Raw genomic sequence first — 25848 nt, 5'->3', positions numbered from 1 at the left:
TCGCGGGTCACCCTCAGCTCCCGGACGAGTCTATCGGTCCGCCCGCAGTTCCCTCGAGCGCGCGGTGCCCTGTCGGTCCCGACAAGTGTCGCGCAGGTCTGCGGGCGCGGGCCTGTCGTAATCGCCAGTGTCGTTCTGTCTGTCCCCGGACTGTCCGAGCCTTCGATTACCGTGCAGGACGTGACCGACAACCAACGACTCTCCCCCGGCGATGCCGCCCCCGATTTCACGCTGCCCGACGCCGACGGCAAGGACGTGTCGCTCGCCGACTACCGCGGCCGCAAGGTGATCGTGTACTTCTACCCGGCCGCGAGCACCCCCGGCTGCACCAAGCAGGCCTGCGACTTCCGCGACAACCTCGCCGAACTCGACGGCGCGGGCATCACCGTGCTCGGCATCTCGCCGGACAAGCCCGCGAAGCTGGCCAAGTTCCGCGACGCCGAACAACTCACCTTCCCCCTGCTGTCCGACCCGGACAAGTCCGTGCTCACCGCCTGGGGCGCCTTCGGCGAAAAAACCATGTACGGCAAAACCGTCACCGGCGTAATCCGCTCCACCTTCCTCGTCGGCGAGAACGGCAAAATCGAGGTGGCCCAATACAACGTCCGCGCCACCGGCCACGTAGCCAAACTCCGCCGCGACCTTTCGGTCTGACCTACCGCGATGACCGATCGCTCTCTTTGGCAGGTTGCCGTGGGGGTGGGGAAGCCGGACGGATATTCGACGGCGGCCGATCGGTCGGTATCGGTTGGCCTGCGGCCGATTTTCGACTACGCCAGGCACGCCGAGTCGTATCGCTATCTCGTCGATCAGTACGGCAAGACGAGGTAGCCAGACGTAACCGTGGCTCGGCGCCTGGAACCGGCGCCGCGTGTGGGTACGGTTGCGGTGTGCCGCGAGAGACCTTGACCAGAGAACAGATCCTGCGCGCGGCGGTGGAGGTATTGGACGCCGAGGGCGTCGCCGGATTGAACATACGACGCCTCGGCACCCAATTGGGTGTCGCATCGACAGCCATGTACTACTACGTCAAGAACAAGGACGAGCTGGTCACACTCGCTGCGGACCTCGTGTGGCACGAAATCGAGCTGCCCGATCCGGATACGACCGAGTGGCGCTCCGCCGCCACTATGTTGGCGCGGGAGGTGTTCGGGATGATCGATAGGCATTTCTGGCTGATGCCGGCCATGAGCACCCACCTGATCCACGGGCCGGGCAAAGTGCGCTTCGACGAATGCGCCCTCGGCGTCTTCGAAAGCGCGGGTTTCCGCGGGCGAGACACGGACCGCGCCGCGGCGACCGTTCTGATGTTCGTGATCGGCGCTGCGCAAGGCTCGGCTGCCGAACGCGCGGCACAGGCGCGGCTGCGAAAGGAGGACGCCGAGGGCGCTCGCCTGCGCGACATACTCACCTACATCACCGAATCCGCGGCGCAGTTCCCCCGCCTGCGGTCGCGCATGGACTCGTCGGCGTCCGGATCGATCGAAACCATTTCCGGCAACGAAGGTTTCGAGTTCGGCCTGCACACGGTGCTCGACGGCCTGCAAACCCGGCTGGCGTCGGGTCAGGAGAAGTAACTGCTCGCGGCGGGCAATGCCAGCAGGATGATCGCCGCCACCGATCCTGCGGTCGCGAGCAACCACCGCAGCACGGTCGCAGGCCGGTACCAAACCGGCAGCACACCGACCGCGGCGTGCAGCACGGCCCGGATATCGAGGCCCTGCACCCGTGGATCGTCAAGTCGGGCGAACGCGGACACAGTCATCGGCACCGCGAACACCTGGATCGTGGTCACATAGCCGACGCCGAGAAACACCAGCGGCTCCACGATCCAGGACAGCAGCCGTCCGAGCTCGTTACCGGTCAGATTCAGAATCGCCAGCGCTGTCAGTACCGCGGCGATCAGATACCCCACCACGAAGCCCCCTCGGCCTTCTTCCAGCCGAATCCCATGCTCGGCGAGCATCTGCGGAGCCACACCCTGCCGCGCTGTCGCTTCCTCAGCAGCCCGCTGCGCGCGAGGACCGGCGGATCGATACGCGCCAAGCATCGCTACGAACATTCCCGCCAACAGCAGCTGCAGCAGGATCGCAAGAACCACACAGAACGGCACGCCGCCTCCTCAACAATTTGAACAAAGCTAAAATTGACCTTAGCTGGTTTTTTATCTTTGTTCAACGAAGGAGCCCTACCCCTCGACGGAGCGGATGAATTGTTCGTAGCCGTCCAGGAGGCGGGCCAGGCCGAAGGCGAAGTCGGCGTCGTCCCAGTCGGCGTCTACCTCGTCGAAGGCTTGGGCGGCGAGGGCGCGGGTCAGGGCGGGGAAGCGTTGGGGGTCGAGGACCCGGCTGAGCATGGCCGGGTACTCGTCGTTGTCTTCGTCGTCGCCGCCCATCTCGCGCGCCACCCGCAGCCGCCCGAGCACGTACAGCGAAACATTCATGACCAGTTGCAGTTTGGTCGACTCGGGCACCGCGCTGTCGGCGAAGGTCGCCAGGCCCGCGTCGAGCCAGGCCATATTGCACGGCCCCACCGGCGGCGTCGCCAGCGGCAGACTCAGGAACCACGGGTGCCGCCGGATCTGCTCGACCTCGGCCCACGCCCAGGCCTCGATGCCGACCCGCCAGCCCTCACCGACCGGCAGCTCCGGCGGCTGCCCGAGCACCCGATCCGAGACGAGCGCGAGCAGCGTGTCCTTGCTGTCCACATAGCGGTACAGCGACATCGCGGTGAAACCGAGATGCTTCGCGACCCGGCCCATCGATAGCGCGCCCGCCCCTTCGGCATCGGCCACCTCGATCGCCGCATCGATCACCTGATCGAGGCTGAGCCCGCGTTTCGGCCCGCGGGTGCCCTGCTCGTCCATTCCCCACAGCAGGGCGAACGATTTGGCCAGCACCTCCGCGCCACTCGTGTCCGGGGTGTCCGTCACTGTCGACCTCTTTCTCTGCAGCACTCTTGCCCCGCGTCGAAAACTGCGTACTATCTAAACAAAGTTTATCGCATACACAGTTTCGAACCGAGGAACACTATGACAGTTCCATCCATCCCCGCCGTCAGCATCAGCGGGTTGACCAAAGCCTTCGGCAGCCGGACGGTGCTGGCCGGTATCGACCTCGAAGTCGCGGCGGGCACGGTCTTCGCGCTGCTCGGCCCGAACGGGGCGGGCAAGACGACCATGGTCCGCATCCTCGCGACGCTGGCCCGCGCCGATGGCGGCGAGATCCGCGTCGCCGGTCTCGATCTGGCCCGTGAGCCCGACGGCGTGCGCAAGCTCATCGGGGTCACCGGCCAGTACTCGGCCGTGGACGAGGTGCTCACCGGGGCGGAGAACCTGCGCCTGATGGGCCGTCTACTTCATCTGAGCAGCCAGGAATCCGCCCGCCGGACGACCAGGCTGCTCGCCCGTTTCGATCTCACCGAGGCAGGCGCCGCGCGAGTCGCGACCTATTCCGGCGGGATGCGCCGCCGGCTCGACCTGGCGATGAGCCTGATGGGCCAACCCCGGATCATCTTCCTGGACGAACCGACCACCGGCCTGGATCCACGCAGCCGCCGGGAGTTGTGGCAGGTGATCCGCGATCTGGTCACCGATGGCGTGACGATCTTCCTCACCACCCAGTATCTGGAGGAGGCCGATCAGCTCGCCGACCGAATCGCGGTGCTGCACAACGGAAAGATCGTCGCGCAGGGCACGGCGGCCGACCTGAAACAGCTCGCGCCCGGCGGGCACATTCAACTGTCCTTCGCGGATCGGGCCGGACTGGCCGCGGCCGCGCGGGCGGTACCGGACGCCGACATCGATGTCGACCAGCTGAAGCTGCTGGTGCCCTCGGACGGCAGTGTCGGCACCCTCAAACAGCTGCTCGATCGGTTCGATGACCAGGCGATCACCATCGACGGTCTCGCCATCCACACCCCCGACCTCGATGACGTGTTCTTCGCGCTCACCGGGCATCCCACCGTGCAGAAGGCGGTAGCGCTGTGACCATATCGACCGTCGCGCAGGATTCGGCCACCATGCTGAGCCGCAATCTGCGCCATACCCTGCGCAGTCCCGACTCGATGATCGTGACGATCGCGCTGCCCGTCGTGATCCTGCTGATGTTCGTCTACGTGTTCGGCGGCGCGATGAACGTCGGCACCGCCTATGTCGACTACATCGTGCCGGGCATCATCCTGCTGTGTGCCGGATTCGGTTCGGCGACAACGGCGGTCAGCCTGTCCACCGATCTGGACAACGGCATCATCGACCGCTTCCGGACCATGGCCATCGCCCGCTCCTCGGTGCTCACCGGGCACGTCGTGGAAAGTCTGCTGCGCAACCTGATCACCACGACGATCGTGATCGGGGTGGCGGTCGCGATCGGCTTCCGGCCGACCACCGACCCGCTGCGCTGGCTGGCCGCCTACGGCATCATCGCGCTGTTCGTACTCGCCCTGTCCTGGGTGGCGGCGGCGCTGGGCGCGCTGGCGAAGAATCCGGAGGCCGCGAACGCGGCGACCTTCTTCTTCATGTTCTTGCCCTACGTGAGCAGCGCGTTCGTGCCACCGCAGTCGATGCCGAGCTGGCTGCACTGGTTCGCCGAGCATCAACCGGTGACCCCGGTGACCGAAACCATGCGCGGCCTGCTGCTCGATACCCCGATCGGGGACAGCGCATGGCTGGCCGTGCTGTGGTGTGCGGGCATCGGAACAGCGGGCTATTTCGCGGCGGGCACGCTGTTCCGGCGCCGCACGACGAACTGAGACCGCGAAGACGAAAAAGGTCCGGTGCTGGAGGGGGCACCGGACCTTTTCGCCTCGAGATGTAATCAGGCTAAACGGGCGAGAACTGCTGTGCCGCCCACTGCAACATCATCCGGAAGTGGTTGTCCCACCACGCGTAGGACTCCGGGGTGAAGGCGGCCGGTGGTGCGGTCTCACCGGGGAAGAGCAGGGCGCCGTTGGGCGCACCGACCTTGGTGGTGCCCGCGAGGGTGCCCGAACCCGACGTCAGTGGCGCCGACGCGTTGGTCTCGGCCTCGTGCGCCGATTCGTCGGCGAGCAACGGCTCCGGATGCTCCAGTCCCCTGCCCCACCGCTGCGTGGAGTACTGCGGCCCGAGCTCCGCCGGATCGATGGTCACCACCGTCAGATCCGGGACGTGCGCGGAGACCGGCACGCGCCGATCGAGCACCGGGCCGTCGCCCCCGCGATCCTCGTCGATCGCGCCGCCGGGCCCGCCCGCGACCATCTTGGACTCGGCGGTGACGTGCGCGTCCTTCACAACCGCACCGGGCAGCGTCCGCGACGAACCGCCCGCGACGTAAACCCCGCCTACCACCAGACCGCCCGCGAGCACGCTGGCCGCCGCGAAGACCGCCGTCCCGCCGCGCACCCGCCGCACCTTCTCCGGTGCGAGGCCGAACTCGTCCAGATCGGCCATCGCGTACAACGCCGCACCCGCGGCGGACGCGGCCGAGGCCGTCTTGCACGGAATCACCGGCGCGCCGAAACCGTCCACGGCCGCGACGACCGCAGGTTTGCCCGCGGCGGAGCCGATCAGCACCACCGCGTCGGGCCGGACCGCGGCCGCCTCGAACTGGTCCCAGGCCGCCGTGACCGCGGCACCCATCGCCTCGGCGGTCGCGCCGCCGGACTGACTGGTCGCCGCGACGATCCGGCGCCGCTCCCGATCGACCAGCGTGAAGGCCTGATACCCGGGCACGACCTCACAGATCAGCAGGTCGTCGAACTCGTCGAGCCAGGTCATCACGGCCGCCACGCTGAGGTGAGCCGATTTCGACGACACCAGCGAGGCCGTGTGCCACCGTCCGCTCGCCAGCCTGGTGACGATCGCGCGCCGCTCGGCCGCGTCCCGGTAGGTGACCGCGGCGCCGGCGATCTCGTGCTCGGGACCGAGTTCGGCGGCGAGTTCGTCCATCGCCGTCTCGACCGCTTCCGCCAGTTCGGCCTTGCTGTCGCTGTGCGTGCGCCGCACCCGATGCAACAGCACGCGCTCGGGTAGCCGGGAGCCGGTGTCGGCGAAAGCTACCGCGTGCACGGCGCCACGTTCGGTGGAGACGCCGAGAGTTACCACTGATCGAGCTACCACTAGATCGCGCCTTCCTGATCCTTTCGCGCGTCTGCAGCCACGCGCGCTCGGTATGTGTTCGACGCCGAATTCGATCCGGATGGGTGGTGAATTCGGACAGAAGAGGAACACGCAGATGCCCGGCGCGTGTCGTGCGAGTGTCCCTACCGTTAGCCTGGTTACGTGGAAGTACGCGCGGAGGCCAGGTCGAAGCAACGGCTGGACCCTGCGTTGGAGCTGCAGGACGACCCACAGGAGCTCATGCCGCGGCGCCGGCCGACGCAGGAACGCAGCAAGCGAAAGTTCGACGCGCTCTTGCAGGCGTCCAGAGAACTGCTGGTAGAGGTCGGATTCGAATCGTTCACCTGTGAAGAGGTGGCGGCCAGGGCCGAGGTGCCGATCGGCACGCTGTACCAGTTCTTCGCCAACAAGTACGTGATCGTCTGCGAGCTGAATCGGCAAGATCTCGTGGCCGTTTCGCGCGAGCTCGCCGACTTCCACGGCGAGATCCCGTCGCTGGACTGGCTGCGGCACATGAACCAGTTCGTCGACCACATGGCGAATCTGTGGATGACCGACCCGTCCCGGCGCGAGGTGTGGCTCGCGATGCAGTCCACCCCGTCGACGCGGGCCACCGGCGCGATCCACGAGAAGGAGTTCGCCGAGGTCGTCGCGCAGATGCTGCGCCCCCTGACGCCGCGCACCCCGCGCGCACGGCGCACCATGATGGCCGAGGTCCTGGTGCACGTCGTCTACTCGATGCTGAACTTCTCGGTGCAGGACGAGCAGAGCAACGCCGAGGCGGTCTCGGAGCTCAAGCGGCTGATGGTCGCCTATCTGCTGGTCGCGGAGAAGGAATCACGCTCGGCCAGCCAGCGCTGATCGCCGTTGCGCGCCCGATTCCGCGGGCCCGCCTGAGCGATCACGTCGCAATCGTGCTGTTTGTCGCAATCTGGCCGGGAAACCAGCGCACCCTTTGTCGCCGCGCCGAAAGAGAGTTACTCTCCAGTTAATGGCGACTCGTCCGACTCCCGCGGACCGCCGCGCCCTGCTGGCTCGGCTGCTCACGCATGCCACCGACCTGACCACCACCGCGATCGAACAGATGCGCGTCGAGGTGCCCTCGTACGGGCGCCTGGACACCGAACAGATCCTGCCGACGGCGGTCAGCACCGTCGAGCAGGTGCTGCGCACCCTGGCCGCCGAGAGCGAGCTGACCGAACCCGAACTCGCCCTGTTCACCGAGCACGGCAAAACGCGTGCCCGGCAAGGGATTCCGGTACACGAGATGTTCAACGGCTGGCGCTTCGCGGTGCGGGTGGCGACCGACGAGACCATCACCATGGGCCGCAAACTCGGCCTGACCGACCGGCAGCTGCTCGACCTGGCCAATGACATTCTCGCCGTGACCGATTCGGCGATCCTCGCGGTGGCACGCGGGCACCTCGAGGTGGAGTTCCAGCAGACCCTGCACGATCAGCAGCACCGGTCCGATCTGGTGCGCGGGATCCTGTTCGGCACCCTCGCCGCCGCCGAAATCCGGGTCCAGGCAGAGCGTTACGGCCTCGACTCGTTCCGCGTCTACCACGCGGTGCGCGCCCGGCCGAGCGCCGCCGTGCCGGCCGAAGCGTTGGTCAGGGCACTCGAGCCCGCGGGTGATCGGCCGCACGCACTGTTCGCGGTCATCGACGGCGATATCGCCGGAATCGTCGACACGGCACCGACCGTCGAACTCCAGACCGCGGTCGGGATCGGCCCGCCCGCCCGGCTGGACCGGATGGAACCGTCGTTCCTGCGCGCCACCCGCGCGATGGCGACCGCCGACGCCTTCGAGCTCACCGGCGTGCACACCCTGGCCGACCTCGGACTGTTGCCCGCGGTGCTGGCCGACAGCGAGGTGGGCGAGGAACTCGATCGGCGCTATCTGCTGCCGCTGGGTGAAAGCGAAAGCGCGGCAACACTGCTCGACACCGCACAGCACTACCTGAGCAACGGCATGCGGGTGGACCACACCGCGAAAGAGATGGGCCTGCACACCAATACGGTGCGCTACCGGCTGCGCCGCTTCCAGGATCTGGTCGGGATCGATCTCACCGATCCCGACCGAGCCCTGGAAGCGTGGTGGGCGCTGCAACGCAGGCGGCTGCGGCGCACCCACCGGGACTGATCGTCAGCCCTGGCCTTCGCGGCCCGCGATCAGATCGGCCAGTTCGCCCGGGTCCTCCAGCACCACCATCGCGGCGGCCATATCGCCGTCGTGCGTGAGCGACAGGTGGACCCTCGCGCGCGGCAGGAATTCGGCGGCGAGGCCGTGCAGCTTGATGCTCGGCCTGCCCCACGCGTCGTTGACCACTTCGATCAGCGGGTAGGGGTTGTCACCGATCTGCGGGCGGCGGGCGAACCGAGACGAGGCCCAGGCCTTGAGCACCGCCTCCTTCGCCGCCCACCGCGCCGCATAGCTGCGTGCCGGATCGGTCCCCTTGCTCTGACAGTAGCGTCGCTCGCCCGCGGTGAAACTTTCCCGGAGCATGGTGGTTCCGGCACGTTCGAGCTGTTCGGCGAACTCGGAGACAGTCACCAAGTCCAAGCCGATACCGAGGATCGTCATAGAGCGGGAGCCTACGACGCGCCCTGGCCGCTCGCGCGCGAACCATCCGCCGCGAGTTGCGCATCCGATACTGCCGCACCGCACGCGAAGCCGTCGGCCCGGTACGCGCCGTCACCACCGAGGCGTGCCTCGGTCGACAACAACACGTCGGCCTCGAGCTGCCGCGACTGCTTGGCCGGGGTGCCGTCGCCACCGAGGCGACGGTCGGCCGGGCGCTCGTACAGCGGCGCGCCGCCGCACATGGCCTCGGCGAAGCGCTGCCGCCCCGCGAGCTGACGCTCCTGCGCCTGCCGCTGGTAGGCCTCGCGCCGGGACGGCTCGATCGCCTGGATGAACGCCTCCGGGTGCACCACCGCGAGCAACCCGTTGACGTGCCCGAAGCCGAGCGAAGTCAGCAGGCCCGCCTTCAGCGGGAAGCGCTCGCCGAAGCGCAGCGGCTCCCGTGCCCACACCAGGTGCGGGTAGGCCTGCATCTTGTCGTCGACACAGTCCAGGCTCCGGTTCGGCGGCACCACACCGTTTTCCAGCACCTGGCACAGGCCGATCAGCTGGAACGCGGCCGCGCCGCCCTTGGCGTGTCCGGTCAGGCTCTTCTGCGAGACGACGAACAGCGGTGCGCCCGCGGACCGCCCGATGGCCGTGGCCAGGCGGGTGTGCAGCTCGGACTCGTTGGGGTCGTTCGCCGCGGTCGAGGTGTCGTGCTTGGACAGCACCGCGATGTCGTCCGGGGTGACGCCGAGCTTGCGCAGTTCGGCGGCGATCCGGGACTCGCGCCCGCCGCGGCCCGCGCCGAGCGCGCCGAGGCCGGGGGCCGGGATGGAGGTGTGCACGCCGTCGGCGAAGGACTGCGCGAAGGCGACCACGCCGAGCACCGGCAGGCCCATCTCCACCGCCACGTCACCGCGGGCGAGCAGCACGGTGCCGCCACCCTGTGATTCCACGAAGCCGCCGCGGCGACGGTCGTTGGCGCGGGAGAAGTACCGATCGCTGATGCCCTTGGCGCTCATGGCCGCCGAGTCCGCGGTGGCGGACATGTCACCGAAGCCGACGATGCCTTCGATGCCGAGATCGTCGAAGCCGCCTGCCACCACCAGGTCGGCCTTGCCGAGGCGGATCTTGTCGACGCCCTCCTCGACCGACACCGCGGCCGTGGCACACGCCGCCACCGGGTGCACCATCGCACCGTAGCTACCGACGTAGGCCTGCACCACATGCGCGAGCGCCACGTTCGGCAGCGCCTCCTGCAGGATGTCGTTCGCCCGCGACTCGCCGAGCAGGTTGTCGATGTACAGCGAGCGCATCGAGGACATGCCGCCCATGCCGGTGCCCTGGGTGTTGGCGACCTGGCTCGGGTGCACCCAGCTCATCAGCTCGGCCGGACTGAAGCCGGAGCTGATGAAGGCGTCCACGGTGCAGACGACGTTCCACAGGGCGACGCGGTCGATCGAGTTCACCATCTCCGCGGAGATGCCCCAGACGGTCGGATCCCAGCCGGTGGGGATCTGGCCGCCGACCGTGCGCGACAGCTTGGCCCGGCGCGGCACCCGAATCTCGGTGCCCGCCTTACGGATCACCGTCCAGTCGCCCGAATCCGGCACCGGCACGATCACCGTGTGCTCGGGGTCGGCCTCGTAGAAGGCGCGGGCCTCGGCCTCGCCGCCGACCGTGAAGGTCAGGTCCTGATCGAGGAACACCGAGGTCATCAGCGGTGCGCTGTTGTCGACCATGGCGCCGTCGTCGGCGTAGCGGCGCACGCCGCAGCGCGCGATCACCACGTCGTGGTACTTCTCGGCCAGTTCCGACTCCGGCACGTAGTCACCGGTTTCGGCGTCGTACCAGCCCGGCTTGGGATCGTTCTCCCAGGTGACCAGGCCGGTGGTCCAGGCGAGTTCGAGCACGCCCGCGGCCGAGAGCTGGTCTTCGACCTCCATCTCGAACCGGGTGCGCGCCGAGCCGTACGGGCCGAGCTCGCCGGCTCCGACGATCACCACCATGTCGGCGAGATCGGCGGTGACCGTGCCCCATTCGGGCACCGGCAGCGCCGAGGTCAACGCGGGCGGTGCGGGCAGCGCCGAAATGGTCGCGGCCGCATCGGCTTCCGCGGTCTCTGCGGCCGCCTGCTCCGCGGCCTGCTTGGCCAGTGCGGGCAGATCGAGTTTGGCCCTGGCCAATCCGCCGGTCAGGTCGATCTGCTGCGGGCCGGCCAGGGTGACCTGGCGCGCCCGCGAGGTGCACCACTTGAGCAGCTCGTCGGCCATCTCGGTGGTCGACCAGGTCTGCACGCCGGCCTCTTCCACCGCGGCGACCATCGGATCGTTGTGGCCCATCAGCCCGGTGCCGCGCACCCAGCCGATCAGCGCGTGCACCAGGGTGACCCGCGCGGACCACGACTTCTCCGCCCGCCACTTGGCCACCACCGCGTCCAGCGCGGCCTTCGACTCGCCGTACGCGCCGTCGCCGCCGAACATGCCGCGGTTGGGCGAACCCGGCAGCACCACATGCAGTTTCGCGTCGACGTCGTGGTCGGCGCCGAGCACCGACAGCCCGCCGATCAGCCGCTCGACCGACCAGAGCAGCACGCGCATCTCCATCTCCGCGCGCGCACCGGCGTCGGAAAGGTCACCGGCCACCCGCGGCGCCGCGAACGGCAGCAGCATGGTCGGCGTCATCGCGTCCTTGGTCTTGATCTTCGCGCCGCCGGCGTTGTCCACCTGCTCGGTGCCGATCCACTCGATGAGCGCGTCGATGTCGTGGTAGGACGCCATGTTGGCGGGCACGACCCACAGCGCCGCGCCGTGCCGGGCGTTGTCGCGGTAGAGCTTGCGGTAGAAGGCGAGCCGGTTGTCGTCGAGACTCGAGGTGGTCACCACGACGGTGGCGCCGCCGCCGAGCAGTCGCCCGGTCACCGCGGCCGCGATGGAACCCTTGCTCGCGCCGGTGATCACCGCGATATCGGCGGACCAGATGCCGCGATCGTCGGTGCTCAGCGCGGCCTCGGCGATCTGCGCGTAGACCCCGGCCAGCACCGAACGGGCCTCGTGCTTGGCCCGCTCGCGCCACCAGTTCGCCTGCGCGGCAACGGCTGCACCCGCGCCGAGGTAACCGGTCACCGGCGGTGCCGCGGTCTCGGCGTCGTCGCCGAGCCACAGCCGGGCCAGATCTTCGCGGGCCGTGGCCCACCGGTCGTCGAGCAGCACGGCCTTGCGCGCGTCGAACGCGGGTGCGACCAGACGCGGCCAGTCCGAACCCAATTCGGCCGAGACCAGATCGACCAGCGAGGTGTCGGTCGCCTCCGGCGCGGACACCTGCTCGGTCAGGCCGAGCTGATCGAGCACGACCCGGGCAGCCGTGGCGAGCACGCCGTCACGTCCGGTGATCTGTTCGGTGAACTCGCCGAGCGCGGCCGCGTCGACGGTGGCACCGCCGCCGCCACCGGCCGAGGGCAACGACACCGCGATGCCGCGCCGCGCGGCGACCGCCTGCACGGCGGCGTCGATGGCGGCGTCCACCGCGGCACCGTCCCCCAGCGCACCGCTGACCAGGCCACCGAGTTCGCCGCCGCGGACGCTCACACCCTCGCGGGTGCCGAGCGAGACCTCGGCGGTGACGTGGCTGGCCCAGCCGTCACCGAGTTCCCAGACCTTCTTCACCCGTTCGGCGATCGCGGCCGGGCGCTTGCCGGACGGACCGAACACCTTGCGCAGATGATCGCCGATCGAGTCGGTCAGCACCGAGCCGAACGGCTTGTAGGTGCGGGCGAGCCGCTCCACGGTCGCGGCGAGCGCACCCATGTCCGCGTCCGCCGCGCCGTCGATGGCGCCGAGCGAGAGCTCCGAACCGAGGTCGACCAGCAGCTGGTTGCGGCGCGAGGACACACCGTCGCACAGGCCCTCGATGGTGTCGACCGGGCCGATCTGATCCAGCCGCAGCTTCGTCCACAGCGCGATGAGCACCCGGGTGGCGTCGGCGGCGGTGAAGACGATGTCGTCCGGGCGGGGGCCGCCGGAGCTCGGCACCGGTGCGGCGACGGGCGCCGCCGCGGCGACGGGCGCTGCGGCCGTGGAGGTTTCGGCGACCTCGTCGGCGGGCTCGTCGACCGGCGCCGGGTCGGTGTCGGTCGAGTAGACGATCCCGGCCTCGCGCTCGATGTTGAGCACCTCGACCGTGGTGCCGCTGAACGCGGGCAGCTTCAGGGTCTGGCTGGCCAGGTTCGCCACGGTCGGGGTTGCGCCCAAACCGATTTCGACGAAGCGCTCCACGCCGAGACCACCCGAGGCGATATCGGTGAACAGCAGGTCCTGGGTCTCGATCCAGCGCACCGGGCTGGCGAACTGCCAGGCGAGCAGCTCGACGAGCACGACGCGACACAGCTCGGTCGGGCGCGCGGCCCAGCCCTCGAAGTCCGCCAGGACCGCGGCGAGCGGCTCGGACGGCACCAGATCCGCGATCTCCTGGATGAATTCGCGCTCCAGCGAGAACGGACGCGGCACCAGGTTCGGGATGTAGCGGCCGACCAGGACCTCCGGATGCAGGTCGGCGGGCAGCAGCTGCTCGAGCTTGTGCCGGAACTCCGGCACGCCCTTGCGCAGCACGGTGGAGTGGAACGGCACATCGATGCCGGGCACCAGGATGTAGGCCCGCTTGCCGCCGAATTCGGTACGGCGACGGTCGATCTCGGCCTCCAGCGCTTCGAGTCCGGCCACCGTGCCCGCGATCGCGTACTGCGAACCGCGCAGATTCAGGTTGACCACCTCGAGGAACTCGCCGACCTGGGCGCCGATGCCGGCGACGAAGTCGATCACCTCGTCGTCGGGCAGCCCCATCTGCGAGGGCCGGATGGCGGCCATCCGATAGTCGCTGCGGCCCTTGTCATCCCGCGGCACCAGCTCGTGCATCGCCGAGCCGCGCTGGAACACCACCTCGAGCACCGCCTCCAGCGGCAGCACGCCGGCCACGGCGGCGAGCGCGTTGTACTCACCGACCGAATGCCCGGCCAGCATCGCGCCCTCGATGAACGCGCCGGCCTCCCGCAGTTCGGCCACCTGGGCGACACCGAGTACCGCCATCGCGACCTGGGTGAACTGGGTCAGGTGCAGCACGCCGTCCGGGTGCCGGTGTTCGACGCCGCGCGCCTTGAGATAGGTCGGGTTGTCGCGCACCACAGCGAGAATCGAGAAGCCGAGCGCGTCGCGGGTGTGCTTGTCGGCGCGGTCCCAGATGGCCTTGGCGGCCTTGGACCGGGTGCGCGCGTCCAGGCCCATGCCCTTGCGCTGGATGCCCTGGCCCGGGAACGCGTAGACGGTCCGCGGCGTGGCGGTGCGACCGGTCGCGGTCATCACGAGATCGCCTGCGGCACGGCAGGACACCTCGATGATCTCGCTGCCCGCGTCCACCGCGACCCGCTCGACCCGCACGTCGATTTCCGCGCCGGGGCGAACCATGCCGAGGAACCGGGTGGTCCAAGCGGTCAGGGTGCGGGCCGGAACCGTGCTGTCCGGGTCGACCGCCGACACCGCGTGCTGAGCCGCGGCCGAGAGCCACATGCCGTGCACGATCGGGCTGCCCAGGCCGGCCAGCTTGGCCGCGGCATCGCTGGTGTGGATGGGGTTGTGGTCGCCGGAGACCGCGGCGAAGGCGTGCATGGTGCGCGGCGCGACCATGGTCACGTCACGGCGGCGCCGGCGCGGGGTGTCGGTCGCGGTGTCGGCGACCGTACCCGCCGCGCGCGGCGGATCGGTCAGCTCGCCCGCGCCGTTGCGGCCGCGGATGGCGAACCGCTCGGTGAGCGTGGCGACGGTCGGCATGGACAGCCCGGTTTCCGGCCGGTCCAGCAGACCCGCGATCCGCACCCGCACCTCGACCACGCGGCCGAGATCGGTGTCGAGGGTCTCCCCCGCCTCCGCGCGGACCGCGAGAACGCTTGGGCTGGTGGGCAGTTCGCCCGCCAAATGAATCTGATGATCGAGGTGGACGAGGTCGAGCATGCCCTCGATGACGCTGGTGCCATCCGCCGCACGCGCCGCGCCGAGCACCGCGAACACGGCGGGCCAGCAGGCGCCGACCAGCACGTCGGGGACGGTGCGGCCGAGCGTGCTCAGCGCCGACGGCAGACCCGAACCGGTCACGCCCGCGTGATCGGCGATGAGATCGGGGGTCCACGCGATGTTGAGGTGCGCGACCTTGCCCTTCACCTCGGGCAGGTCCTGCCCGGCAGCCACGGCGAGCAGTGCCGACATCGCCGCGGTGGCGTCGGCCTCGGTGACTACCGGCGCGCCACCGTTGTAGACGGCGGTCGGCACGGTGATCCGGATGCGAACCACGTTGCTGCCCAACAGCGGAACGGTCAGCTCGACGTACGCGTGCTCAGCGACCGGACCGGTGGTCTCGGTAAGTGTGGCGCCGCTCGGCGGGTGCACCGCACCCTTGCCGTCGACGGTCCACTCCGACAGCTCACCGAGCCGGTGCACCGGGTTGACCGTGGTGCGTCCGGACCATTCGAGGTCGGGCGCGGCCAGCACGGTGTCGATCGCACCGGTCGTCACGCCCGCGACGCGGCGCGCGTCGATCGCGACCGGCACCACACCGGCCCGCACCAGCGAGTAGGCCGTGTCCTGCTCGAAGCGGTCGAGCAGCTCGCCCACCGGCTCGTCGACCCGGGTGATCCCGGCGACCGCGACGGTGCCCGGGATGATGCACACCTGATCGGCGGAGTAGCGCGGATCATGGGCCTGCCACAGCGAATCCGAGCGCCACCAGCGGCGCACGTCACCGTCGACGACGGGCACGAAGTTCACCGGCTTGCCGGGGGTCTTGCACAGCGCGACGAAGAACGGCACATCGGCCGGGTGCAGCTGGGTGTGCGCGGCCGCCGGGTACCGCTCCTGCAGCGCGCACAGCGCCGCGACCGGGTTCTCGAAGGCGTCGTCGGTCGGGAACAGCGTCGGGATCTCGCCGCGGTCGGCCGGATGCAGCCGGGATTCGGTGCGGCGCATCATTTCCGCGAAACGATCGCGCCAGCTGATGTCGAGCCACAGCGAGCGGGTGGCGTCGGCGATCGCGTCACCGATATCGCTGCCGCAGTCGAAGTCCTTGCGGCGGTCCAGGCCCACCGCGAGCTCGACGTAGCGCTGCAACCACTCCTGGTAGGTCATCGTGGCGACGTCACCGAAATACGGCTTGGCCGTGCCGTTCAGCGCCGCGATGATCTCGTCCCGACGCGCGGCGACGGCGTCGGCGTCACCGGCGACCTCGTCCAGCAGCCGGCCGGTGCGCGAGGCGGCGTTGTCGATCTCGTGGATATCGGCGCCCAATTGGCTACGGCCCGAGGCCATCCCGCCGGACGCGGTGCCCGCACCGACCCAGTCGGGGGTGCCGGGGGTGTCCACCAGCAGCTGCTTCACCTCGGGGGCGGTCGTCGCCTCCAGCGTCGCCATCGCGGCCGTGCCGATCAGCACGCCGTCCAGCGGCATCACCGGGTAGCCGTGGGCGCTCGCCCACGCGCCGGTGAGGTATTCCGTTGCGCGCTCCGGGGTTCCGATGCCGCCGCCGACGCAGACCACCACGTTGTCCCGGCTGCGCAGCTCGGCGTAGGTCTCCAGCAGCAGGTCGTCCAGATCTTCCCAGGAGTGGTGCCCGCCGGCCTTGCCGCCCTCGATGTGCATGATCACCGGGTAGTCCGGCACCTCGTCGGCGATCCGCAGCACGGCCCGGATCTGCGCGACCGTGCCCGGCTTGAACGCGACATGCGAGATGCCGACCTCGGTGAGCTCGTTGATCAGTGCGACGGCTTCTTCGAGCTCGGGAATGCCGGCGGTGACGATGACGCCGTCGAACGGCGCGCCCGCGGTGCGGGCCTTCTGCACCAGGCGCTTCCCGCCCAGCTGCAGCTTCCACAGGTAGGGGTCGAGGAACAGCGAGTTGAACTGCACCGCGCGGCCCGGCTGCAGCAGCGTCTTCAGCTCGGCCACCCGGTCGGCGAAGATCTGCTCGGTCACCTGACCGCCACCGGCGAGTTCGGCCCAGTGGCCCGCGTTCGCCGCCGCCGCAACGATTTTCGCGTCGACGGTGGTCGGGGTCATGCCCGCGAGCAGGATCGGCGAGCGACCGGTGAGCTTGGTGAACGCGGTCTCCACCACGATGCGGCCGTTCGGCAGGCGCACAGGGCGCGGCGCGAACTCCGTCCACGCGGCGGCGGTCTCCGGCGCGGCGCCCGGGGTGAGCAGGCTGCGCTGCCCGGCACGGGTCGCGGCGGCCACGATGCCGACGCCGGTGCCCTTCAGCGAACCACCGGTCAGCCGGGACAGCAGGTCGCCGGGGCCGAGGTCCAGAATCCATTGCGCGCCGGCGGCGACCACACCGTCGACGATCTCCACCCAGTCGATCGGGTCGACCAGGATCTCCTGCGCGAGCGCGCCGGCCAGCGCCGCGTCCAACCCACACTGGGTGGCCCACGAGGTCACCAGATCGACGGTGTCGGCCAGGGCCGGGTGGTGGAACGCGACATCGACGGCCACGTCCTCGAACACCGGCGCGAAGATCGCGCCGCCGCGCACCTTGCCCTCGCGCTCGGCGGCCTGCTTGTCATGGATCTGGGCGCAGCGCTGGCGCACCCGCTCCAGTTGCGCGGGAGCGCCGGACAACACCGCGCGCCGGCGTCCGTTCCGGATCGACACCACCGCGGCTGCCGCCGGGTCGACACCCTCGGACACCTCGGCCACCACGGCACGCAACTGCTCGGGGTCCACGTTCGACACCGCGACCATCGGCGAGCGCTCACCGACGGGCATCAGCCCGCGCCGGCGCGCCACCAGACCCGCGGCGGCACCGATCAATTGGGCCAGCGCGAGGATCTCGGCGTCGCGCTGACCGCCGGCCTCCACGGCCGTCGCCGCCAACCTGCCCTGCGAGTGTCCCACGATCGCCACCGGCGCGTGCGCGGCCGGATCGAGACCCTGCAGCCGCAACGCGCGCATCGCGGCCACCTGGGAGAGCAGCACACCCGGCATCGAGACCGCGGCCGAACGCAGCACCTGCGCCGGCGGCGCGGCCGAGACCTCACCCAGCTCGGTGTCGACCAGATCGTCTTCCAGCATCCAGCCCACCGGATCGAAGCCGACCGGGCGCACCACGAGCAGCTGTGCCGACACCGGCTCCAGCATCGCCTCCGCCTCGTTCACCAGGGCGGTCAGTTCCGGCTCCAGCGCGCTGTCGCGGCTGATGTCGGCGAGCTCATCGAGCCACTGCGCGCCCTGCCCACCGAACGCGAGCGCATACGGCGTCCCGTTCAACAGGCGGTCCAGCAGCGGCGACCGCGTGCCTCCCGCGCGGGTGGCTCCACCGACCTTCGCGCTCTGTCCGGTACCGGCCTCGGTGCTCTCGTTGATCGTCAAGGCAGCTCGACTTCCTTCTCCTGGCGACATGCCCTCCGAGACACGCCGCTTCCTCCGGGCGCAGGTGATCCTCAGCGTTGGGGCCTGATAACGGCGAGGATTCCACAGAATCATGAGGAAATCCTCACGTTTGCTCGCCGGCGACGGCGCTACCCTCGAGTATTTCGGTACTTCAGTACCAGAATCGCGACAAACATGACCCCTCCTCATGTTTGAACGCGCTGGTCTACCCGGTTACCAACACGTAGGAAACATGAGTGCTCCTCATGTTGAGATTTATCAAATCGTTATAATCCCTGGTAGGGTTACCGACCAGTACGCCACGCCCGCCCGGAGCTTCGCGAACGCGGTCAAGCCCGGTAGAGTTTGGACGGTCGTACCATCACGCGCGAGTGGCGAAATTGGCAGACGCGCCAGATTTAGGTTCTGGTGTCCACGGACGTAGGGGTTCAAGTCCCCTCTCGCGCACCATCCGGCGGCACCCGCGTCGGGTTTCGGAGCCGCCCCGCTCCCGAACCCGACACATATGCCCTCACCAGCACTCTTTCAAACATTCCCCCGCTCGCGTCGCGCGTCGACCCCCGCGCGCACGCGATCGCGACACACGCGAGAGATTTGCTCGGCACAGTCAGGAACCAGCCGCGTACCCGACCGACTGGCCTCTTCGGGATAACGGGCCGGTCGCTGGTCCAGAACCGACGAAGCCGCACCACGTCGGCGTGTCTCCCCTGCCACGTTTCCCCGAATCGATGCCAACCCAGCAACCAAGGTGTATGAGCTCCCGACCACGCTCACCCCGAGGCACAGCCCGGCCCCGGCACACCGCCGCAACGTTGCAGCACTCAACGGCAGAGACCGGTCGTAGGCCCACGTTCGGCTCGAAGACCTGACCGCTGCGTCCGACGCGCGCGGGCAAGGCATCACTATTGGTCGAAGGCGATGAAGATTTCGTCGGTTTCCGGGAGGGACTGGCAGGCGAGGGTCAGGCCCTGCTCGACGTCTTCGTCGGGGAGGGAATCGTTCACCACCATTCGGGTTCGGCCCTTGCGGACCGAGCACACGCAGCTGCCGCAGATCGGTTCACGGCAGACGTAGGGCACGTCGATGCCTTGCTCGAGCAGCACGTCCAGCAGCTTGGTCTGCCGGGGCCAGGTCAGGGTGTGGCGGTCACCGTCGATCTCGACCTCGAGGATCGCACCGTCGGTAACGGGCGACCCGGGCGCGGGTTCGGGCTGTTCGAAAGGATTATCGGCCAGCGAGAGGTACTTCTCCTGGTGAATCCGGGAGGCGGGTACGCCCAGACCGGCCAACGCGGCCATGGCCACCGCCATGAAACCGGCAGGCCCACAGAGGTAGGTCGCACGCTCCGCGAACGGTGCGATCAGCGCGGTCATCGCGGCCGCGTCCGGCACTCCCCCATCCGTTTCGAACCAGTACTGGACCTGGAAGCGGTCGGGGTGCTCACGCGTGAGCTGTTCGAGCTGGCCGGCGAAGATCGTGGACCCCGGGTCGCGGTTTGCGTAGATCAGAACGATGTCTGCCGTGCCGCACGTCAGCACCGTCTTGATGATCGACATGATCGACATGATCGGCGTGATCCCGCTGCCCGCCGCCAGTAGCAAAAGGTCCCCATTCGTACCGTCGGGCCCGAACGTCCCGGAAGGCTCGAGAACGGTCAGGGTCGATCCCGGAACAATGTTGTCGCACAGCCAATTCGACGCATATCCGCCCGCGACCCGCTTGACGGTCACGGTCAGCACGTCGTCACGATGCGGATTGCCCGACAACGAGTAGCACCGCGCCACGGACCCGGTCTGCTGAAGTAAGCCAAAAATGGCCGCACAACAAAAGTTCCGCTCGAAGGAAACCCGACCTTGGAGAAGACGGGACGAACGGATCCGCCGCCGAGTGGCTGATGAACGAAGCCCACGACCACCTCGCCACCGACTTCCTCGGCGTATATCAATTGCTGTGGCTGCTCCGCGGGTCCGACTTCGAACTCGGTGACCACGAGGCAATCACATTGGCCCGGCAGACCGCAGTCGAACTCATCTCCAGCGGCCAGGCACACCTCGTGCTGTTGCGCTGGCCCACGGATGAAGTGCTGTCGGAACACTGCGACGAGCGCCAACTCGATAACGACTCGGTCTTCGACATAGAGAACAACAACGACGACAGCTATCTCGCACTGTCACCCACAACGCCCTGGACTTGATCGAACCGAGCGGACGCCCGGGAAATCACTTATTCCGCTGCACATCCAAGCCATCATGTTCGGCCGAACGGCGTGCGGGGTATAGGCGCCGGCGATGGAAACGGCTAGGGACACTATCGAGGCGAGAACAGGTGCGGATCGCCGCTTTAGTGGAGATCAGATGGCACAGGGCAGCGCTGAGCCAGGGCGTGCGGGAACAGCCCTGGCACAGCGGCGACCTGCGTTGTTATGGAACCGAGGGGGTCCGAGACGAAAGGCTGCTGATGAGGCAGCCCAATACGGCCGTGCTGTCCGGTAAGCAGGCGCCGCCGACGACCACTTCTGCTTGCGGCACCACGGCGGGCGTCTCCAGCGGAATCGAGTCCGCCACTGCAGGGCCACCGCACATCAGAACGGTAGCGCCGACGAGACCGCCGAGCAGAATTCCGCGGGCAGTGAATCGGGATCGGGGCATTTGATTCTCCTCGAAACGGGGATGATAACGCCCCGAGCCTACGAAGACGTATCATTACGCCGCACGCCCCTAATTGTGTTGCCCACAGCCCATCCGGGACGAAACCTGCTGGCGCGGCACGCTCTTGCAGCCTTCGAGCTACGCATCCGGATCGATACCGCCCGGCGGCTAATCGGTACTGCAGGTACTCCAGAACCCGCCGGCGAACCGAATCTCCGCACGCATTCAATACATGCGCGCCATTGTTCGAATACAGATTCAATTGAATATTAACTGAGTAATCGATGACGGGCAGCGCCTACCGCCGAGAGGTGGGCGTGGAACTCCGACTCGGCCACCCGCATCGAGGGCGGGCGTCGCCGTCACGCAAAGGGCCCGTCGGTGATGAACCGGCTCAGGCCGCGGGCGAACGCCTCGGCTTCGCCCGGCGGCCAGGTCGTGAGGCTTGCGGTGATGTGCGCGGCCAGACGGCGGCGTAGTTCGTCCACCACGCGTTCACCCTGCTCGGTGAGGACCAGCAGGGTCGCGCGCCGGTCGAGGGGGTCGGGTTCGCGGAAGAGCAGCCCGGCCTGTTCCAGCCTGGAGGCGCGGCGGGTGACACCGGAGCGATCGAGCCCCACCTCCGAGGCCAGGTCGGCTGCGCTTCGCGGGCCGATCCTGGCCACCGCGCTCAAGACCGGGTAGGTCCATTCGTCCAGCGCTTCACCCATGTCGGCGGTCAGCCTCTTGTACAGCTGGACCCGCGTCGCGCGCCTGAGCAACACCCCCAGCGCGTCGGCGATCTCGCCTCCTACCTCGTCATGCATTGCCACAGACTACCGTGCGCCGCGCACGCAACATATGCTAGTTTCCCTGTATTGCGTGCGTGGCGCACGCACATCGCTTGTAGTCGTGAAAGGACTCCCATGAGCAAGACCGATATCCGTACCGCCCTCACCGACCTGCTGTTCACCCCCGACCTCGACCTGCACGAGGCCACCGACCGACACTTCGCCCCCGACTACCGCCAGCGCACCGACGGCGAGTGGGCCGACCGCGAGGGGTTCGTCGAGCACATCGCCCATCTGCGCACGATCGTGGCCACAGGGTCTGTCGAGGTCCATGACGAGCTATACGACGGCCCCCGCTACGCCGATCGCCACACCGTCGAGATCACCAAGACGGACGGATCGACCGTACGCACGGAGGTCTACGTTTTCGGCGAGTTCGCGCCCGACGGGCGCTTCCGCCGCATCGAGGAAACCACGCTGATGCTCCACGGCTCCGAAGCGGACCGAAATATCGGCAGCGCCCGCTGACGTTCAGCGCACGCCTGTCGTTCCACCTCGGGACTCCGCTTTCAGGAGTGCGAGCAGCCCGGGAAACCGCTTTTCGATGTCCGCGCGGCGTAGCCGGATGCCCTTGCGGTTGCCGTAGTCGATCTCGTCGATGAGACCCGCCTCGCGCAGGACCCGGAAGTGGTGGGTCTGGGTTTGTTTCGAGATCGGAAGATCGAACGAGTTGCAGCCCCGTTCGCCGTCGCTGCGGTCTGCCGCCAACTCCGTCATCACCGCACGACGGTGCTCGTCGGCGAGGGCGCGCAACACCGCACCCAGATCCAGCGCATCGGCTTCCGGCCCGGCCCGGTTCTTCGCGACCACGAACCCCTCCCTTCAGGTACGACTTGCATCGTACCTCAACAGAGTGTTCACTAAGGTACGAAATTTATCGTACCTTGACCCGGTTGTGCTGTGCCGCCGAGACCCGGCCCAATACCCGCCGGGGACCGGGTCATCGACACTCCGAGAGGTCATCGTCATGCAGAAGCGCGAAGTGCTGATAGTCGGCGCCGGAATAGCGGGGCCCGCACTCGCATACCGGCTCTCCCAGCATGGATTTCGGCCGACGGTCGTCGAACAGGCCCGGCAGTTGCGCTCCGGCGGTAGCGCGGTCGTCGTGCAGGGGCCCGCGATCCCGGTCGCCGAACACATGGGCATCCTCCCGCAGCTGCGGGAACTCGCCACGCGCAACCGGTCGCTGACCCTGCTGGACCCCGACGGCAGGCGGATCCTGCAGCTTCCGCTCACCTCGGACGAGGCCCCGACGGTCGAGGTGACCCGAGCCGACCTGTCCGCGGTGCTCCACCGGTCGGCGCGGCCCGAGGCCGAGTTCTTGTTCGACGACACGGTCACTGCTATCGACCAGGACGGCGGCGGCGTCGATGTCACCTTCCGACGGTCCGCGCCACGACGTTTCGACCTCGTGGTCGGTGCGGACGGGATGCACTCCACGGTGCGGCGCCTGACATTCGGACCCGAGCGGCAGTTCGTGCGCGATCTGGGTCTGTACGGCGCGACCGTCCCGTTGGCACCCGACGCCATCGCGGACCCGACCGAGATGACGATGCTGACCGTACCGAACCGGATGCTGGTCGTGCACCCGTCACGAACCACCCCGCTCGCGATCTTCACTTTCCGGGCCGCACCAACGGCACCCCACGACCGCAAGAACATCGCACTGCACAAGCAGACCGTGGCCGACGCCTACGCCGACATGCTTTGGCGGGCACCGGAATTCGTGGCGGCTTACCGCGACCACCCGACTCCGTACTTCGACCCCCTGACCACCGTCCGGATGCCTTCGTGGTCCCGCGGGCGGGTCGTCCTGCTCGGGGACGCGGCGGCGGCGACAGCCCTGCTGGGCGACGGATCCAGCATGGCGATGACGGGCGCGTACGCCCTCGCGGACGAGCTCGCCGCCCATCCCTATGACCACGCCCGAGCCTTCGCCGCCTACGAGTCGCGCCTGCGCCGTGGAGTAGGCCCACGGCAACGACGCGTCGGCCTGGTCTCCCGGCTCATGGTGCCCCGCACCCGGCCAGGGCTCGTGCTGCGCAACACCGTGGCCCGCGCGGTCGGCCGCACCAGTCGGATCGCCCCGCGCGAAACAGCCAACCGGTAGACCGGTCCGCACAGACCGCTTTGGGACGCACGGCCAGCTGTTCGACGAACGACCAAGCCGTCTCGTCTAAGTGACAGCATCACTTTGCGAGTAGCAATACCGAATATTGCACTCTCGCAGAGACGTTGGCGATATGTCAGCGACTGCTACGGTGGCGCTCGACCGTGCGTCGAGGAAGGCCACTCATGTTGAACTACCACCGGACCGGTTCCGGCGAGCCCCTTGTCCTGATGCACCCGGTAGGCGCCAGCTGGCGGATCTGGGAACCGATCATCGACACGCTCGCGCAGCGCTACGAGGTGTTCGCCATCGATCTGCCCGGCTTCGGTGACTCGAAGCCACTGGCACACACCACCGTCGACACCCTCGCCGACGCCGTGGCAGCCTTTATCGCCCAGCACGGGCTCGAAAGACCGCATCTGGCGGGCAATTCCATGGGCGGGTTGATCGCGCTTATGCTGGGCGCTCGCGGCTTGGCCGAGTCGGTGACGGCGTTTTCGCCAATCGGCTTCTGGTCGACCGCGGGACGGGTGTGGTGCCAGCAGGCGCTGAGCAACTCGGCGCGCCTGGCTCGTCTGATACGCCCGGCGCTGCCGACCGTCTTCGGCACTGTCGTCGGCCGAAGTGCTTTGCTGAGCTTGCTGTTCGGGCGCCCTTGGGCGATCAGCCCCCACATCGCGCTGGAGACCGCGCACGGCGCCATGAATGCTCCAGCCTTCGGATCCGCCCTGGCTTCGTTCGAGACCGCACGCTTGCGTGAAATCGGCGAACTCGACCGGATTCCGGTCACGATCGCCTGGGGCAACCGTGACGTCCTGCTCACCTACGGCACTCAGAGTCGCCGCGCCAGGGAGCGCCTCCCCGGTGCCCGGCACGTCACCCTGACGGGCAGCGGCCACACTCCCTTTTACGACGACCCCGCGGGTTGCGCACAGCTGCTACTGGACAGTGCAACTTGACAACTAACATCGGTCGCGGCCGCGATGGTGTCATCCGGCCGTGGGTTGGTTCAACGAAGGGGTTGTCGTGATGAGGGTTTCGTCGAACCAGGCGAGGGTGGTCGTGCTCGGCGGCGGATACGCGGGTGTCGCAGCCGCCACCCGGCTGGCCCGTGCGAATACCGTGGTGACGCTGGTCAATCCACGGGCGGAGTTCGTCGAGCGGATTCGGCTGCACCAGTATGTCGCGGGTAATTACGCCGCGGTGTCGCCGATGCGGAACCATCTGCCCGAGGCGGTCGAATTTCTGCACGACACAGCCGAATTCATCGATGCGCAGGCCTGCCGGGTCGAGCTGGCCGACGCCGGGACACTCGAATACGACTACTTGGTCTATGCCGTGGGCAGCCGCTCGTGCCGAACGGGGATCCCCGGTGCCGCTGAATCCGCTGTGTCGGTGTCCACCTGGGAGGATGCCGTCGCGGCCCGGCGGCGATTGGACGCGCTGCCGGACGGTGCGACAGTCACCGTGGTCGGCGGCGGGCTCACAGGTATCGAGATCGCGGCCGAGCTCAACGAACTCGAACGCTATACGGTGCGGCTGGTCAGCTCCGGTTCGCTGGGCCCCGCGCTGACCGTCCAGGCGCGGACTCGGTTACGGCGCTACTTCCGCGACGCCGGTGTGCTCGTCATCGAGGACACCCGGGTCATCGAAATCTCCGAGGACAAGCTCGTCCTCGACGACGGCCGTCACCTCGACAGCGAACTCACCGTGGTGACTACGGCTTTCCATGCACCGGACCTGGCCGCCCGCAGTGGGCTGGTCACCGCGCCTACCGGTGCACTGCAGGTTTCCGAAACCCTTGTCAGCACCAGCGCTTCGTCCATCGTCGGCGCCGGTGACGGTTGCGCTTTCGCGCGGCGACCGCTACGGATGAGTGCCCAGGTCGCCAACCCGACCGGGGTGCACGCCGCCGACACCGTGCTCGCGCTGATGGATGGCCGCGAGCCGAAGCCAGTGCGCCGCAAGTTCGTCGGTCAGGCGATGAGTCTAGGCCGCCACAACGCTCTGATCCAGACCTCGAACCTCGCCGACAGGCCGCTCCGCTTGGTACTGAGCGGGCGCGGCGCCGCCGCGGTGAAAGAGCGGATCTGCCGCGCCACAATGGGTTTCGGCCACTTCGGGCCGCTGCGCTACAGCTGGTCCTGGCCGATCGGCCGTTAGCCC

The 25848-nt window shown here is 68.4% G+C and carries 20 protein-coding genes and 1 tRNA gene; 13 read left to right on the top strand and 8 right to left on the bottom strand.

What is annotated here, in order from left to right:
• Window positions 1-180: 180 nt before the first annotated feature.
• The 3 genes from bcp to TY25_RS37200 are packed head-to-tail and all read left to right on the top strand — an operon-like array spanning window position 181 to window position 1577.
• Window positions 181-654 (top strand): thioredoxin-dependent thiol peroxidase, encoded by a 474-nt coding sequence (gene bcp, locus TY25_RS37205; RefSeq protein WP_042264859.1) that lies wholly within the window; start codon window positions 181-183, stop codon window positions 652-654.
• A 9-nt stretch (window positions 655-663) separates the two neighbouring features.
• Window positions 664-831: a hypothetical protein gene (locus tag TY25_RS43075; RefSeq protein ID WP_156055182.1), complete on the top strand. Its 168-nt coding sequence runs from the start codon at window positions 664-666 to the stop codon at window positions 829-831.
• A gap of 59 nt (window positions 832-890) precedes the next feature.
• On the top strand, window positions 891-1577 hold the full coding sequence (locus TY25_RS37200) for a TetR/AcrR family transcriptional regulator (RefSeq protein WP_042264446.1): 687 nt from the start codon (window positions 891-893) through the stop codon (window positions 1575-1577).
• Here the strand turns inward: TY25_RS37200 and TY25_RS37195 are convergent.
• The gene (locus tag TY25_RS37195; protein WP_146154067.1) at window positions 1565-1966 is read right to left on the bottom strand and encodes a hypothetical protein; all 402 of its coding nucleotides are present in this window, start codon (window positions 1964-1966) and stop codon (window positions 1565-1567) included. The genes TY25_RS37200 and TY25_RS37195 overlap by 13 nt on opposite strands.
• Before the next feature lie 222 nt (window positions 1967-2188).
• A complete protein-coding gene (locus TY25_RS37190; protein ID WP_081869352.1) occupies window positions 2189-2932 on the bottom strand; it encodes a TetR/AcrR family transcriptional regulator in 744 nt (247 codons plus the stop codon).
• 99 nt (window positions 2933-3031) lie between these two features.
• Here TY25_RS37190 and TY25_RS37185 point away from each other — a divergent pair, with 99 nt between their 5' ends.
• Together TY25_RS37185 and TY25_RS37180 are read left to right on the top strand one after the other, a co-directional pair.
• Entirely contained in the window at window positions 3032-3988 is a 957-nt protein-coding gene (locus tag TY25_RS37185; protein WP_042264442.1) for a daunorubicin resistance protein DrrA family ABC transporter ATP-binding protein, read from the top strand.
• Window positions 3989-4020: 32 nt separating this feature from the next.
• A complete protein-coding gene (locus TY25_RS37180) occupies window positions 4021-4749 on the top strand; it encodes an ABC transporter permease (RefSeq protein ID WP_042264856.1) in 729 nt (242 codons plus the stop codon).
• 70 nt (window positions 4750-4819) lie between these two features.
• On the opposite strand, the gene TY25_RS37175 is transcribed toward TY25_RS37180, so the two are convergent.
• A complete protein-coding gene (locus TY25_RS37175; RefSeq protein WP_146154068.1) occupies window positions 4820-6097 on the bottom strand; it encodes a DUF7159 family protein in 1278 nt (425 codons plus the stop codon).
• 240 nt (window positions 6098-6337) lie between these two features.
• Here TY25_RS37175 and TY25_RS37170 point away from each other — a divergent pair, with 240 nt between their 5' ends.
• Together TY25_RS37170 and TY25_RS37165 are read left to right on the top strand one after the other, a co-directional pair.
• The gene (locus tag TY25_RS37170) at window positions 6338-6958 is read left to right on the top strand and encodes a TetR/AcrR family transcriptional regulator (RefSeq protein ID WP_226887505.1); all 621 of its coding nucleotides are present in this window, start codon (window positions 6338-6340) and stop codon (window positions 6956-6958) included.
• A gap of 130 nt (window positions 6959-7088) precedes the next feature.
• Entirely contained in the window at window positions 7089-8243 is a 1155-nt protein-coding gene (locus TY25_RS37165) for a PucR family transcriptional regulator (protein ID WP_042264438.1), read from the top strand.
• A gap of 3 nt (window positions 8244-8246) precedes the next feature.
• On the opposite strand, the gene acpS is transcribed toward TY25_RS37165, so the two are convergent.
• Together acpS and TY25_RS37155 are read right to left on the bottom strand one after the other, a co-directional pair.
• Window positions 8247-8684: a holo-ACP synthase AcpS gene (acpS, locus tag TY25_RS37160; RefSeq protein ID WP_014982362.1), complete on the bottom strand. Its 438-nt coding sequence runs from the start codon at window positions 8682-8684 to the stop codon at window positions 8247-8249.
• An 11-nt stretch (window positions 8685-8695) separates the two neighbouring features.
• The gene (locus tag TY25_RS37155) at window positions 8696-18073 is read right to left on the bottom strand and encodes a type I polyketide synthase (protein WP_042264435.1); all 9378 of its coding nucleotides are present in this window, start codon (window positions 18071-18073) and stop codon (window positions 8696-8698) included.
• A 386-nt stretch (window positions 18074-18459) separates the two neighbouring features.
• Between TY25_RS37155 and TY25_RS37150 the strand changes: the two genes are divergently transcribed.
• Window positions 18460-18544 (top strand) — tRNA-Leu (locus TY25_RS37150).
• A gap of 452 nt (window positions 18545-18996) precedes the next feature.
• Here the strand turns inward: TY25_RS37150 and TY25_RS37145 are convergent.
• Window positions 18997-19833, bottom strand: coding sequence for a flavin reductase family protein (locus TY25_RS37145; protein WP_146154069.1), 837 nt, complete (start codon window positions 19831-19833; stop codon window positions 18997-18999).
• Window positions 19834-19988: 155 nt separating this feature from the next.
• Here TY25_RS37145 and TY25_RS41060 point away from each other — a divergent pair, with 155 nt between their 5' ends.
• On the top strand, window positions 19989-20288 hold the full coding sequence (locus tag TY25_RS41060; RefSeq protein WP_052383445.1) for a hypothetical protein: 300 nt from the start codon (window positions 19989-19991) through the stop codon (window positions 20286-20288).
• Window positions 20289-21104: 816 nt separating this feature from the next.
• On the opposite strand, the gene TY25_RS37135 is transcribed toward TY25_RS41060, so the two are convergent.
• On the bottom strand, window positions 21105-21548 hold the full coding sequence (locus TY25_RS37135; RefSeq protein ID WP_042264430.1) for a MarR family winged helix-turn-helix transcriptional regulator: 444 nt from the start codon (window positions 21546-21548) through the stop codon (window positions 21105-21107).
• A gap of 99 nt (window positions 21549-21647) precedes the next feature.
• Here TY25_RS37135 and TY25_RS37130 point away from each other — a divergent pair, with 99 nt between their 5' ends.
• On the top strand, window positions 21648-22040 hold the full coding sequence (locus TY25_RS37130; RefSeq protein ID WP_042264428.1) for a nuclear transport factor 2 family protein: 393 nt from the start codon (window positions 21648-21650) through the stop codon (window positions 22038-22040).
• 3 nt (window positions 22041-22043) lie between these two features.
• Here TY25_RS37130 and TY25_RS37125 read toward each other — a convergent pair whose 3' ends face one another.
• Window positions 22044-22382 (bottom strand): ArsR/SmtB family transcription factor, encoded by a 339-nt coding sequence (locus tag TY25_RS37125; protein ID WP_042264427.1) that lies wholly within the window; start codon window positions 22380-22382, stop codon window positions 22044-22046.
• A 157-nt stretch (window positions 22383-22539) separates the two neighbouring features.
• Here TY25_RS37125 and TY25_RS37120 point away from each other — a divergent pair, with 157 nt between their 5' ends.
• The 3 genes from TY25_RS37120 to TY25_RS37110 all read left to right on the top strand — a co-directional run bounded on the left by TY25_RS37120 (window position 22540) and on the right by TY25_RS37110 (window position 25845).
• Window positions 22540-23682 carry an FAD-dependent monooxygenase gene (locus TY25_RS37120; protein WP_042264424.1) on the top strand — a complete coding sequence of 381 codons (1143 nt, stop codon included), beginning with the start codon at window positions 22540-22542 and terminating at the stop codon, window positions 23680-23682.
• A gap of 185 nt (window positions 23683-23867) precedes the next feature.
• Complete coding sequence (locus TY25_RS37115; protein WP_042264422.1) at window positions 23868-24641, top strand: alpha/beta fold hydrolase; 774 nt, start codon at window positions 23868-23870, stop codon at window positions 24639-24641.
• Between the two features lie 70 nt (window positions 24642-24711).
• Window positions 24712-25845, top strand: a complete 1134-nt coding sequence (locus TY25_RS37110; protein WP_042264852.1) for an NAD(P)/FAD-dependent oxidoreductase — start codon at window positions 24712-24714, stop codon at window positions 25843-25845.
• Window positions 25846-25848 lie beyond the last annotated feature (3 nt).

It is taken from the genome of Nocardia brasiliensis NBRC 14402 (genome assembly GCF_000308475.2).
GTDB classification, from domain to species: Bacteria; Actinomycetota; Actinomycetes; order Mycobacteriales; family Mycobacteriaceae; genus Nocardia; species Nocardia brasiliensis.
Note: the sequence above shows the minus strand (reverse complement) of the source record. Positions and strands in the feature narration are given on the sequence as shown.